At 59.9% G+C, this 12142-nt stretch carries 13 protein-coding genes; 7 read left to right on the top strand and 6 right to left on the bottom strand.

The genetic code is table 11. The features are described from left to right. The first annotated feature begins 121 nt into the window (after positions 1-121). The 4 genes from HRH33_RS08870 (at position 122) to HRH33_RS08885 (ending at position 3484) form a co-directional block, all read left to right on the top strand. A complete protein-coding gene (locus HRH33_RS08870) occupies positions 122-1114 on the top strand; it encodes a hypothetical protein (protein ID WP_034112478.1) in 993 nt (330 codons plus the stop codon). A gap of 214 nt (positions 1115-1328) precedes the next feature. After that, positions 1329-2105, top strand: coding sequence for a 2OG-Fe(II) oxygenase family protein (locus tag HRH33_RS08875; protein ID WP_244962434.1), 777 nt, complete (start codon positions 1329-1331; stop codon positions 2103-2105). 23 nt (positions 2106-2128) lie between these two features. Further along, positions 2129-3022 carry a DMT family transporter gene (locus HRH33_RS08880; RefSeq protein WP_167416580.1) on the top strand — a complete coding sequence of 298 codons (894 nt, stop codon included), beginning with the start codon at positions 2129-2131 and terminating at the stop codon, positions 3020-3022. 132 nt (positions 3023-3154) lie between these two features. Beyond that, entirely contained in the window at positions 3155-3484 is a 330-nt protein-coding gene (locus tag HRH33_RS08885) for a YXWGXW repeat-containing protein (RefSeq protein ID WP_034096507.1), read from the top strand. 7 nt (positions 3485-3491) lie between these two features. Here HRH33_RS08885 and HRH33_RS08890 read toward each other — a convergent pair whose 3' ends face one another. From HRH33_RS08890 to HRH33_RS08905, 4 genes are all read right to left on the bottom strand, one after another. Further along, the gene (locus HRH33_RS08890) at positions 3492-3887 is read right to left on the bottom strand and encodes a type II toxin-antitoxin system VapC family toxin (protein WP_167416536.1); all 396 of its coding nucleotides are present in this window, start codon (positions 3885-3887) and stop codon (positions 3492-3494) included. Then, the gene (locus HRH33_RS08895; RefSeq protein ID WP_034096509.1) at positions 3884-4141 is read right to left on the bottom strand and encodes an AbrB/MazE/SpoVT family DNA-binding domain-containing protein; all 258 of its coding nucleotides are present in this window, start codon (positions 4139-4141) and stop codon (positions 3884-3886) included. The genes HRH33_RS08890 and HRH33_RS08895 overlap by 4 nt, the downstream gene beginning before the upstream one ends. 163 nt (positions 4142-4304) lie before the next feature. After that, positions 4305-5678, bottom strand: coding sequence for a nucleotide 5'-monophosphate nucleosidase PpnN (gene ppnN, locus HRH33_RS08900; protein ID WP_034096510.1), 1374 nt, complete (start codon positions 5676-5678; stop codon positions 4305-4307). Positions 5679-5825: 147 nt separating this feature from the next. Next, positions 5826-6650 carry an aspartyl/asparaginyl beta-hydroxylase domain-containing protein gene (locus HRH33_RS08905; protein WP_167416537.1) on the bottom strand — a complete coding sequence of 275 codons (825 nt, stop codon included), beginning with the start codon at positions 6648-6650 and terminating at the stop codon, positions 5826-5828. 308 nt (positions 6651-6958) lie between these two features. On the opposite strand from HRH33_RS08905, the gene fabV reads away from it, so the two are divergent. After that, positions 6959-8155, top strand: a complete 1197-nt coding sequence (fabV, locus tag HRH33_RS08910) for an enoyl-ACP reductase FabV (protein ID WP_094064567.1) — start codon at positions 6959-6961, stop codon at positions 8153-8155. A gap of 208 nt (positions 8156-8363) precedes the next feature. After that, positions 8364-8987, top strand: coding sequence for an HAD family hydrolase (locus HRH33_RS08915; protein WP_167416538.1), 624 nt, complete (start codon positions 8364-8366; stop codon positions 8985-8987). On the opposite strand, the gene HRH33_RS08920 is transcribed toward HRH33_RS08915, so the two are convergent. Beyond that, complete coding sequence (locus tag HRH33_RS08920) at positions 8984-9889, bottom strand: LysR family transcriptional regulator (RefSeq protein ID WP_167416539.1); 906 nt, start codon at positions 9887-9889, stop codon at positions 8984-8986. The two genes, HRH33_RS08915 and HRH33_RS08920, sit on opposite strands and share 4 nt — an antisense overlap. A gap of 102 nt (positions 9890-9991) precedes the next feature. Here HRH33_RS08920 and HRH33_RS08925 point away from each other — a divergent pair, with 102 nt between their 5' ends. Then, complete coding sequence (locus tag HRH33_RS08925; protein ID WP_167416540.1) at positions 9992-11170, top strand: aspartate aminotransferase family protein; 1179 nt, start codon at positions 9992-9994, stop codon at positions 11168-11170. Here the strand turns inward: HRH33_RS08925 and punR are convergent. Next, positions 11142-12065 carry a DNA-binding transcriptional activator PunR gene (gene punR / locus HRH33_RS08930; RefSeq protein WP_034096516.1) on the bottom strand — a complete coding sequence of 308 codons (924 nt, stop codon included), beginning with the start codon at positions 12063-12065 and terminating at the stop codon, positions 11142-11144. The two genes, HRH33_RS08925 and punR, sit on opposite strands and share 29 nt — an antisense overlap. Positions 12066-12142: the final 77 nt, after the last annotated feature.

The following is a 12142-nucleotide window of genomic DNA, read 5'->3' on the forward strand; positions in this document are numbered from 1 at the left end:
TCTTCTTTTAAGGATCAGTTGTGCAGATTATTCAAATATACAAAATCATGCTCGCTCCCTAGGCTTTGGGTCAAGCAGGTACGCCGGTGGGTGCCTGATAACAATAAGAAAGGGAGCGCTTATGGATATCAATGAGCTGGTGGTGTCGTCGTTGAAGAACAACCACGGCTTTGAAAGCCCGATATGGACGGTTGAAAATGCCGCTAAATACGCGGCCACAGGCGCTGATTTATCGGAATGGGACCGGTTGGTCAGCGAAGAAATCCTGCACCTGATGACCTCGCTGAATCAGGAGGGCGTCGACCGCGTGGATCTGTGCGCCGCACCCTGTGGCCAAGGCGCATTGGGTCAACTGTTGCGCGCGGTGGCGGATGACCTTGTGGAGCTGGTCGGTCAAGATCGCTTGCATTATGTGGAGTTGGGCCCTGAGCCGATCAAAACCTGCGCGCTGATGCGGCACCTGCTGGAGAACGGCGCTGAGCCGTTGCATTACACCGCCGTTGATATCAACCAGGCATCACACGGGGTCATGCGCCGATCGGTTGAGCCATTGCTCGCAGCGCCGCAAGGGTTTCGCTACTTGTCGACGGATTTTCGCTCGCTGTACAGGCGCCACATCGACTGCGGGCAGGATGTGACGCTGATCACCATGCTGGGGTTTCAGGAAGGCAATGAACTGCCCGACACCATCGGACAGATACTACGGCGTATTGGTGGTGCGCGAACCTACGTGCTTTCGGAGATGCAACTGTCCACTGCCCAGGGTGACGAACACATCCAGCGCTTTTACCGGCACGACTGTATGTATCGATTCTCCGACCTGATCGGCATGAAGCTCGGCTTCCAGAAAACCGGCGAGCACGAAGTGGTTGTTTCAGAAATCGAGCACGGGGTGGATCGCTACCGCGTTGCCGCCACCTTGTTGCCCGTCAGCAAAGGCTCGGCACAGGGCTACCTGTTGACCAATGTCTGTTTGAAGTACACCCGCGAACAATTTACCCGCGTACGCCAAGACTACGGCGGTTGCCGAGTCATCGGCGAGTACTGCAGCGGTGACGGCAGCGTGCTGTTTCAGCTGTCGGAATATTGCGCGGATCACGCGGCCGTCAATTGAGTGAGGCATCACCATGAAAAGACAAAGTGAGCTACCGGTATTCGCCCAAGGCTTCGCGCGCGTCAGATCAGCCTTGCAGGCGTCATTGGCCCCCACATCCCGTTGTAAACATCCGGGCGCATTGCTCGATACGTTGCAACCTTGGCGCGACAGTTATTTGCGAACCGATGGGCCCAGTCTCATCGGGAACCGCACTCTTGCGGACTTGGGCTATGTGGACTCGCCCTTGGCGGTTTCCACGCCTCAACAATTGACGGCCTTGGCCCAGGTATCGGGGCTGTTCAGCGAGCAGGGCATCCTCCAACTGCGGCGTGCCTGTTATCAGTTGGAGGCGGGTTCCAGCACCAGTGACTGGATCATTTCGAACCGCACCCGCGGCGTCACCGAGTCGTCCACACTGATACGCGAGATGATGAACAGTCGGGCCTTTCTGCTGGCGGTATCGCGCATTGCCGGGGTTCCGTTGGTGCCCCATCCGTTCCCGCGGGCGCGTTCCCAGGTCAACTATTTCTATCCGCCCCAGGCACACGACGACAAGGCGCAGATCGGCATGTGGCACACCGACGGCACCAGTTTCGTGTTGAATATTCTGCTGTCTGAGTCCGACGAGTATGACGGCGGCGAGTTCGTCTACTTCGATGGCACCGCTGAACAGTTCGATGTCGAGGAGCTGGACCAGCGTGTGCGCAGTTGCTCGGTCAAATCCAGTGGTGATGCGGTGTATATCTACGGCAGCCGTGTATTCCATGGAGTGCGTCCGCTTATGCGCGGTCGTCGTATGTCGTTGGTGCTGTCGTTTCATTGCCCTTATAGCCAGGAGGATGTGAACAAGTTCTGGCACCTGGCTTCGGACGACGGGGTCTTGCGGACGATCCGGCCGTGGTTCCGTTTACAGCACGACCTGGTGCGGCCGGCCCACGAGCAGTACCAGCGGCTGGGCATCGAGCCGATCACCTTCGCCGATCTCGATCCGTTGAGCGTGGCGCCGTGAGCGCCACTCGCGGCACGCCTCGCATGGGTTATGTGAAGCTGCTGCTCCTGCAGGCGGTGTTTGTCCTGTCCTGGAGTTCGGGCTTTATCGGCGCCAAATTGGGCGCGCAGAGTGCCGGTGCATTCAACCTGCTGTTCTGGCGATTTCTGTTGGTCTCGCTGTGCCTGGGCGTGTTCTTGAATGTGCGGTTGCTCAAGGTTTCCTGGGCGCAGATACGTCATCACGCGGTGATCGGGTTTCTCTCGCAGTTTCTCTACTTGAGTTGCGTTTACGTGGCGATCCAGAACGGGTTGCCGCCGGGGATCGCGGCCATTATCGCGGCCTTGCAGCCATTGATGACGGCGGCGCTGTCAACGGGGAACGCCGGGGAGCGCAGTGGTGGATGGCAGTGGTTGGGGTTGCTGATCGGGTTTGTCGGCGTGTCGATCGTCATCTCGGGGCAATACGGCAGCAGCGGGCAAAGTGTCGGCCTGGTCATGTATCTGTTGCCGCTGGTGTCGGCGTTGGGGCTGACCCTGGCAACCCTGTATGAGCGCCGTTCGGCGCAACAACTCAGCACGGGCCTGGTCTTGCCACTGTTTATCCAATCGCTGCTGACGCTGATCGGGTTTACCGCTGCGGTGTTGTATACCGACACCCTGAGCATTCCCCGTGAGCCTGAGGTACTGATCTCGATTGTCTGGCTGACGGTGTTCTCGACCTTCATTGCCTACTTGAGTCTTTGGATGCTGCTGCGGTTCATGACCGCGACCCATGTGGCAGTGCTGGTTTACCTGGAGCCGCCAGTGACCTTGGTGTGGGCGGCGTTGATGTTTGGCGATGCGATTCTCGCCTCCACCTATGCCGGCATTGCGGTGGTTGTCGCCGGTCTGATTCTGGTTCGACTCAAGCGACCGACCGTCGCCTGCACATCGTGATGCCCTCAGCTTCAGCAAGCCGACAGATATCGCCTGTTACAAATTGTCCATGGCCACGCAGGAGCATGGCTGCGGCAACGGGGGGATTTTTGACAGCGGCAGGTGTTGGGCGCTAATGCCCGAGGGGTTTGTATGTTGCTACGTTATGCGGCATTGGCGGCGGTGGTCGTGGCTGCGTCCGGGTGTGTGCAAGAGCGTGTGGTGCATGAGCGCCGACCGGTGCAACGGGAATATGTCGAGGTGGTGGCGCCGCAGCCGCCGCCGGTGCAAGTGGTCGAAGTCGAACCGCCGGCACGTTATGGCTATATCTGGTCTCGCGGCTATTGGCGTTGGGAGGGCGGTCGCTACGTGGCGGTCCATGGTCACTGGGAGCCAGTGCGCGAAGGCTATCGCTATGTGCATCCGCATTGGGTGCAGCGCAGTGATGGCTTTCACTGGCAGATTGGTGGCTGGGTGCGTTGAGCCCGGCTCAGCCCAGGCGCTTCATGCCGGCTGCCTTGGCGGCATTAGCGTCAAAGGTCGCGGTGTATTCACAGCCGGCCCCATGGGCGCACCGCTCAATCAGGCAGTCGGCGAAATCGGCCTTGGCGGCGCTGAACTTGCGTAGCGCCTGCCAGATGACTTCGGCATGTTCCAGGGTCAACTCGCGGGTGCGCAGCAGGGTTTCCAGCACGCTGACCACGTCACGCTTGGCGCACGCGTAGCAGCTCTGCAGGACCCACACCAGTTCCACTACCGACACCAGGCTGACAAACCCTGGAGACATAGTAGTGAGGGATTCGATCAATTCGGATGCCTGAGCGGACTGAACCGGGTCGTCCTGGGAGATGTAGCGCACCAAGACATTGGTATCCAACCCGATCATCGAGCTTTAGCTCCCTGCGCGGCGATGGCCTGGTTCATGTCATCGAGCGAGACCGCTTTGGCTGGCATTGGGATCAGTCCCTTCAGATCGCGAACGGTTTTACTCGCTGCAACGATTGAAAACCGGCCGTCTTCCATCTCGACGAATTCCACGCGGTCGCCGGTTTCCAGGCCAAGGGCGGTACGGACTTGCACGGGGATCGTGATTTGTCCTTTAGAGGTGAGGGTGGCGGTGGCCATAGCAAAGAGCTCCATCGGGGTATTCCTTACCCTAAGGTAAGGAATGATGGAGGACAAGGTCCGTTGGTCCATAGCGTGTTCTGCTCAAGTTAAAAGTGGGGTAGGTCAAAACCTAGTCCGAACTTTTAACGCTCGCACGCCCGATCCGGCGCCAAAGCAATACAAACTATGAACGCGCTTACTGCACCACGCGATAACACGGCACATACGCGGCGCCGCCGGGCAGTTTCATGCGGTGCTGGGCCACGAATGCCTTCAACAGTTCATCCAGCGGTTTCATGATCGCCGGATCGCCATGGATCTCGTACGGCCCATTTTCTTCGATCAGACGGATGCCCTTGTCCTTCACATTGCCCGCCACGATCCCGGAGAACGCGCGACGCAGGTTCGCCGCCAGTTCGTGAGGCGGCAGGGCGTGACTCAGTTGCAGGCTGGCCATGTTCTCGTGGGTCGGATCGAACGGGCGCTGGAAGCCTTCGTCAATCTTCAGCAGCCAGTTGAAGTGGAAGGCGTCGTTGCGCTCGCGGCGGAACTGCTTCACCTCCTTGAGGCCGGCGTTCATCTGACGGGCCACTTCGGCCGGGTCGTCGATGATTATTTGGTAGTGCGCCTGCGCCGCTTCGCCAAGGGTGGCGCCGACGAACGCGTGCAGTTGTTGCAGATACGGCGCGGCCTGTTGTGGCCCGGTGAGGATCACCGGGAACGGCACATCGCGGTTATCCGGGTGCATCAGGATGCCCAGCAGGTACAGAAATTCTTCAGCGGTGCCGGCGCCGCCTGGGAAGATGATGATGCCGTGGCCCACGCGCACGAAGGCTTCCAGGCGTTTTTCGATGTCCGGCAGGATCACCAGTTCATTGACGATCGGGTTCGGCGCTTCGGCGGCGATGATGCCCGGCTCGGTCAGGCCCAGGTAACGCCCGCCGGTGATGCGCTGCTTGGCGTGGGAAATGGTCGCGCCCTTCATCGGGCCTTTCATCACGCCTGGGCCACAGCCGGTGCACACGTCCAGGCTGCGCAGGCCGAGTTCGTGCCCGACTTTCTTGGTGTATTTGTATTCTTCGGTATTGATCGAGTGCCCGCCCCAGCACACCACGATCTTCGGTTCCACGCCCGGACGCAGCGTGCGTGCGTTGCGCAGCAGATGGAACACATAGTCGGTGATGCCCTGGGAGTTGCTCAGGTCGATGCGCTGGCTGTCCAGCTCGTTCTCGGTGTAGACGATGTCGCGCAGGGCGCTGAACAGCATCTCGCGGGTGCTGGCGATCATTTCGCCATCGACGAAGGCGTCGGCCGGGGCATTGAGCAATTCCAAGCGCACGCCACGGTCCTGCTGGTGGATGCGCACTTCAAAGTCTTTGTAGGCGTCGAGGATGGTCTTGGCGTTATCGATATGCGCGCCGGTATTGAGGATCGCCAGGGCGCATTGGCGGAACAGGGTGTAGATGCTGCCGGTACCGGCTTCGCTCAGTTGCTGGACTTCGCGTTGGGAGAGGGTTTCGAGGCTGCCCTTGGGGCTGACGGAGGCATTGATGACTTGACGTTGGGGCATTCTGATTCCTTGAAAGCGCAGCCACCGCATCCCCTGGGGGGCGATGGCTTGAGAAAGGTGGGCGCCGATCACGGTCGCACGAGACGGTTTTTACCTCAGCCACACGGCCGAGCGCAAACACCGTCCAGCACCATCATGCCGCAGAACTTACTCGATCAGCTTCCAGTTTTTGTAGAAAACCCGACGCAGGGTAAAGACCATGGCGGCAAACCCGGCGATCACGGCGTTAAGCACCGCCGGCAGCGGGGTCGGCCGCACAATGTCGATAAACAGGCAGTAGCGCTTGGCGTCGTTTTTGTTGAAGGACGCGTGCATCAGGGTGTCATCGAAGATAAACAGCGGATCGTCATGCCAGTAGTGCTTGTGCTCGCCCACCTGGATATACACCCCATCGTGATGGGGCGCCGGTGCCATGTTGTAGAGCGCGCGGAACATCATGCGCAGCGGGCCGAAGTGAAAAGACGTGGAGCGGTTCTCGTTGAATACCGACACGCCAATGGTTTTTACGAACGGCAGCTTTTGCCGCAGTTGCGGGATGTTCAGCGTGGTTTCGATCGGCCGACCGTACCATTGGAAAAACAACATGCCTCGTTTCTTCTCGGCCATGCGCTCATCCAGATAACCGATGATTTCATCCTTGTGGGCCATGGCATCGTCGATCACCTGTTGCAGCTCCTCGCGCCAGGCAGGCGGCAAGTCACGCATCGTATAGACATGGCGATTGCGCGAACTCAGCAGGTCGAACAGAGTGTTGAACGGCGCCAGCAACCACGTGTTGCGGCCGCTGCCGATAAAATACTTTTTGACGGTGGACGCGTCATACAAGCCGTTGCGCAGGAAATCGTAGATCCCGCAGACCAGCACCAGGCTTAGAAAGACCACGGTGGTCATGGGAAACACTCCCATAAACAGCAACACGCCGATGACCCAGGCAACAGACACCGCTTTTTTACGCAACGCAGCCTTATTCATGACACTCAAGCTCCAGCAGGACGCCATTCGACAGGTCCGTATCCGTGGCCGCGAGTGGTGGTTTTTGAAACATGTTGAAACATTTGCGTCATCATAAGGCGTTTGCCGCCCCATCGGCATTTTAAATAGTGCGAAATTGTGAAGGCTTTACACAGTTTTTAACCCCGCAGGATCCCGTGCATTGGATTTTGTAAACGCAAGATTTGCGACTATCGTGACGCTTCGGTTTTTGGGACGTCATAGACCGGTACGATTGAAGTTGAATGGCTACCACTGGCCTTCGGCACCTTGGAAGAGGCAGAAATTTTATGATCATCAAACCGCGGGTTCGTGGCTTCATCTGTGTAACCGCCCACCCAGTTGGCTGTGAGGCGAACGTCAAAGAGCAGATCGACTACGTGACTCAACACGGCACCATCGAAGGCGGCCCGAAGAAGGTGCTGGTTCTCGGTGCCTCCACCGGCTACGGCCTGGCCGCGCGCATCAGTGCCGCGTTTGGCTGCGGCGCCGATACCCTGGGCGTGTTTTTTGAGAAAGAAGGCGAAGAAGGCAAGCTGAGTTCGGCCGGCTGGTACAACAGCGCTGCGTTCGAGAAGTTTGCCGTCGAAAAAGGCCTGTACGCCAAGAGCATCAACGGCGACGCGTTCTCCGACGAGATCAAGCGCCTGACCATCGACACCATCAAGAAAGACCTGGGCAAGATCGACCTGGTGGTCTACAGCCTGGCCGCGCCACGCCGTACCGACCCGAAGACCGGTGAAGTCTACAACTCCACGCTCAAGCCGATCGGCAAGGCCGTGACCCTGCGTGGTATCAACACCGACAAGGGCGTAGTGGTCGACACCACCCTGGAGCCGGCGACCCAGGAAGAAATCGACGGCACCGTGAAGGTCATGGGTGGCGAAGACTGGCAACTGTGGATCGACGCCCTGCGTGACGCGGATGTACTGGCCGAAGGCGCCAAGACCACCGCGTTCACCTACCTCGGCGAAAAGCTGACCCAGGACATCTACTGGAACGGCTCCATCGGCGAAGCCAAGAAAGACCTGGACAAGAAAGTCCTGACCCTGCGTGAAAACCTCGCGGCATTGAAGGGCGACGCCCGCGTGTCGGTACTCAAGGCGGTGGTCACCCAGGCCAGCTCCGCGATTCCGATCATGCCGCTGTACCTGTCGTTGCTGTTTAAAGTGATGAAAGAGCAGGGCACCCACGAAGGTTGCATCGAGCAGGTCTACGGCCTGTTCAAGGACAGCCTGTACGGCAAGGCGCCGAAGCTCGACACCGACGGCCGCCTGCGTGCCGACCTGGCTGAGCTGGAGCCGAAAGTCCAGGACGCCGTGGCGGCGCTGTGGAACCAGGTGACCGATGAAAACGTCGACGAGATCAGCGATTTTGCCGGCTACAAGGCGGAATTCCTGCGCTTGTTCGGCTTTGAAGTCGACGGTGTGGACTACGAAGCTGACGTGAACCCGACTGTAAAGATCAACGGTCTGATCCAAGCCTAAAGCGCGGTTAAAAATGTTGGAGGGGGTTTGCCCCGATGGCGTCGCGTCAGACAGCTCAGCTGTAGCTGAGCTACCGCCGTCGGGGGCAAGCCCCCTCCCACTTTGATTTGTGTGCGTTTCAGAGGTTTCTTACGCTTCAGCGCGCCTTTCCCTCCCTTCAAATCTGCCAGACTCCTCCCGCTATCAAGCCAAGCCAACGGAGGATCTGATGACGATTCGTGCAGTAGTTTTTGATTTCGGCGGTGTTCTCTTCGATTGGAGCCCGCATCACCTCTACCGCAAACTGATTGCCGACGATCACGAACGGCAGTGGTTCCTGGATAACATCTGCACCCAGGCCTGGAATACCGAACAAGATGCGGGGCGGCCGCTGGCTGAAGCCACGCAAATCCTGATCGATCAACACCCCCAGCATAGATACTTGATCACGGCCTATTACGACCGCTGGCACGAGATGCTGCGCGGCCCTTTGCCTGAAGGCGTGGGGATTCTCCAGGCCTTGCACACCGCAAACATGCCCTTGTTCGGGCTCACCAACTGGTCGGCCGAAACCTTCCCCTATGCTCGTAAACACTACCCGTTCCTGCAGTGCTTGCGTGACATCGTCGTGTCTGGCGAAGTGAAGCTGATCAAACCCGACCCGGCGATCTACCACGCCAGCCTCGCGCAGGTGCGTGCCCATCTGGCCGATATCCAGCCGAGCGAAGTGGTGTTCATCGATGACGTGGCCGACAACGCCGAGGCCGCCAGCGCTCTAGGTTGGCAGGGCATTCATCATGTATCGGCCGAGCAGACATCGGCACGGTTGCGTGAATTGGGCGTGGGCTTCTAGCGCGCCCATTTCTCCATCACAAAATCGACAAACGCTCGCAACTTGGGCAGGCGATAACGATCCTGGCCGTACAGCACATGCATGGGGCGGCTGGGCAATTGATAGTCGGTCAGCAACGCCACAAGGTTGCCGCTGTGCAGATCGGGCTGGACCAGCGCATCGGGCAGCATCACGATGCCCATGCCTTGCACCGCCGCTTGGAGCAGGGCTTGTGAGCTATTGATGGTCAACGATCCCGACACCGGGATTTCCACTTCGCCGTCCGCTCCCGTCATGCGCCAGAGCTTGTCGGCGTTGCGCCAGTCGTCGGTGGACGGATAGGCGAATGCCAGGCAGTCGTGTTGTTGCAGGTCTTCGGGCTTGGTCGGCGTGCCGCGTCGCGCCAGGTAGCTCGGCGAAGCGCAGAGGGTGATGGTGTAGTCCTGCATGGGCCGGGCGATCAGGCTCGACGGTTCCAACTCGCCCAAGCGGATCGCCACGTCGAAGCCACTGTCGACCAGGTCCATGCGCTGGTTGCTGAGCACCACATAGAGCTTGATCTGCGGATAACGTTGGGAGAATTCGCTCAACGCCGGCGCCAGGCGCTCGGTGCCGAAGGCGGGTGGGGCGGTGATGCGCAAGGTGCCTCTGGGCACGTCGCTGTGGGCTTGTTCGGCCAGTTGTTCGGAGTCGGCCACCAGCCCCAGCACCTCCAGACAGCGTTGGTAATACTGGCCGCCGAACTCCGTAAGGCTCTGCTTGCGCGTGGTGCGCTTGAGCAGGCTGACTCCCAGGCGCTGTTCCAGGGCTCGCAGGTGGTTGCCGACCATCGTGGTCGACATGCCGCAGGCGTGGGCCGCCGCTGTCATGCTGCCGGTCTCCACCACTTTTACGTACACCGACATTGCCTGGAACAGATCCATTATCAAGCCCTGATTTAAAGTCATTGCACAAATACGCAGTTTATCCAGCTCAGGTGGCTAACGATACTGAGACCATCGACCTGATGACTTGGAGCCCGCACCATGACCGCCGCCTGCCTGATGACCACCTACCAACCCTTGGCCCTGAGCTTCGCCCGTGGCCTGGGCACGCGTTTGTGGGACCAGCAGGGTCGCGAGTACCTCGATGCGGTGGCGGGTGTGGCGGTGACCAATGTCGGGCATTCCCATCCGCGCCTGGTGGCGGCCATCAGCGAGCAGGCCGGTCTGTTGTTGCACACCTCCAACCTCTACAGCATCGACTGGCAACAACGCCTGGCCCAGCGTCTTGCGCAGCTGTCCGGCCTGGATTGCGCGTTCTTCAACAATTCCGGTGCCGAAGCCAACGAAACTGCGCTCAAACTGGCGCGCTTGCACGGCTGGAAAAAGGATATCGAAGAGCCGTTGATCGTGGTGATGGAGAACGCTTTCCACGGGCGCACCCTGGGCACCATGGCGGCCAGTGACGGGCCGTCGGTGCGCCTTGGGTTTCAGCGCTTGCCGGGGAATTTTCTCAAGGTCCGGTTCGGTGACTTGGCCGCCATTGAGGCGATCACCCGCACCCACGGCGCACGTATCGCGGCTGTGCTGCTGGAGCCGATCCAGGGCGAAAGTGGCGTACTGCCCGCGCCGCCCGGCTATTTGCGTGGCCTGCGCGATCATTGCACCGCCCACGGTTGGCTGATGATGCTCGATGAGATCCAGACCGGCATCGGTCGCACCGGTGCGTGGTTCGCGTTCCAGCATGAAGGCATCGTGCCGGACGTGATGACCTTGGCCAAGGGCCTTGGCAATGGCGTGCCGATCGGAGCTTGCCTGGCGCGGGCGGGTGTAGCGCGCTTGTTCACGCCGGGCAGTCATGGCAGCACGTTTGGCGGTAACCCGCTGGCTTGCCGGGTGGGCTGCACGGTGCTGGACATCATCGAAGAGCAGGGCTTGCTGCACAACGCCGCGCAACAGGGCGAACGCTTGCTGGCGCGGCTGCGCGTGGAGCTGGCGGAACACCCCCAGGTGCTGGCGATTCGCGGGCAGGGCTTGATGATCGGCATCGAACTGGCCAACCCGTATCGCGACCTGGCCCAGCGCGCCGCCCAGGAACATGGGCTGCTGATCAATGTGACGCGGGGCAAGATCATCCGCCTGCTGCCGCCGCTGACCCTGGACGGCAAGGAAGTCGAGATGATCGTGCGGGCCATTAGCCGGTTATTGGATCAGGGCCATTGAGCCATTCTTGGTTGAGGGTTTCGGTGTCACCCAGGTATTCCAGCAACCACGCCATGGCCGGGGACAGCTTGTTCTGCGCCCAGGCCACGCAGGACGGGCTGGCGGGGAAGGGGCGGGTGAGTCGCAGCGCTACCAGCTCGCCGCGTTCGATCCACGGCGTCACTTGATGTGCCGGCGCCATGCCGACACACAGGCCGTCGCGCAGGCAATCGATGGCGGACGCCCAGTTGGGCACGACCAGGCGCCGTTGGTTATCCAGGGTCCAGGTATCGCGCTTGGGCAGGTTGCGCGACGTATCGGTCATGCACAGCGAAGCGAAGGGGCGCAGCTGGTCGTCGTTGAGCAAGCCTTCGGCCCTTGCCAGCGGGTGTTCTGCGCTGACCACGCACAGCCAGTTCAACAGGCCCATGTCGCGGAAGGTAAAGTGGCTGGCCACCGGCACCGCGCTGGTGGCGCCGATCACAATGTCGGTGCGCTCGTCGGCCAGGGCATCCCATACGCCGTTGTACACCTCGTATTCCAACAGCAACTCCACCTCGGGGAACTGTCGATAGAAATCCAGCACCAGTTGCCGGCAGCGCTGGGGCTTGACGATGGAGTCCACCGCCACCTTCAACTGGCCGCTCCAGCCATTGGCCACCTGCTGGCACAAGCGCCGCGTGCCGAGCATTTTCTTCATCACCCCCCGGGCTTCGTCGATAAACAGACGGCCGGCAGGGGTCAGTTCGACGTCACGGTGACGTCGCACGAACAATGGCACCGCCAGCCATTCTTCCAACTGACGCACCGTATAGCTGATGGCTGACGGTACGCGGTGCAATTCCTGAGCGGCGGCGCTGAAACTGCCATGGCGGGCCACTGCGTCTACTACGTCCAGAGAATATTCGGACCACATGGCTATTGCCTTCAAAAATATTGATAAGAGTGCCCAATTATTATCGCTTCACACAGAATTTATCAGCTTCATAATGG

Source organism: Pseudomonas rhodesiae (genome assembly GCF_013285305.1).
Lineage (GTDB): Bacteria > Pseudomonadota > Gammaproteobacteria > Pseudomonadales > Pseudomonadaceae > Aquipseudomonas > Aquipseudomonas rhodesiae.

Coding starts and splice junctions, on each gene's coding strand:
- HRH33_RS08870 (WP_034112478.1), top strand. CDS start 122: ATGGATATCAATGAGCTGGTGGTGTCGTCGTTGAAGAACAACCACGGC.
- HRH33_RS08905 (WP_167416537.1), bottom strand. CDS start 6,650: ATGAATAAGGCTGCGTTGCGTAAAAAAGCGGTGTCTGTTGCCTGGGTC.
- HRH33_RS08920 (WP_167416539.1), bottom strand. CDS start 9,889: ATGGATCTGTTCCAGGCAATGTCGGTGTACGTAAAAGTGGTGGAGACC.
- ppnN (WP_034096510.1), bottom strand. CDS start 5,678: ATGCCCCAACGTCAAGTCATCAATGCCTCCGTCAGCCCCAAGGGCAGC.
- HRH33_RS08925 (WP_167416540.1), top strand. CDS start 9,992: ATGACCGCCGCCTGCCTGATGACCACCTACCAACCCTTGGCCCTGAGC.
- fabV (WP_094064567.1), top strand. CDS start 6,959: ATGATCATCAAACCGCGGGTTCGTGGCTTCATCTGTGTAACCGCCCAC.
- HRH33_RS08895 (WP_034096509.1), bottom strand. CDS start 4,141: ATGGAGCTCTTTGCTATGGCCACCGCCACCCTCACCTCTAAAGGACAA.
- HRH33_RS08885 (WP_034096507.1), top strand. CDS start 3,155: ATGTTGCTACGTTATGCGGCATTGGCGGCGGTGGTCGTGGCTGCGTCC.
- HRH33_RS08880 (WP_167416580.1), top strand. CDS start 2,129: ATGGGTTATGTGAAGCTGCTGCTCCTGCAGGCGGTGTTTGTCCTGTCC.
- HRH33_RS08915 (WP_167416538.1), top strand. CDS start 8,364: ATGACGATTCGTGCAGTAGTTTTTGATTTCGGCGGTGTTCTCTTCGAT.
- HRH33_RS08890 (WP_167416536.1), bottom strand. CDS start 3,887: ATGATCGGGTTGGATACCAATGTCTTGGTGCGCTACATCTCCCAGGAC.
- punR (WP_034096516.1), bottom strand. CDS start 12,065: ATGTGGTCCGAATATTCTCTGGACGTAGTAGACGCAGTGGCCCGCCAT.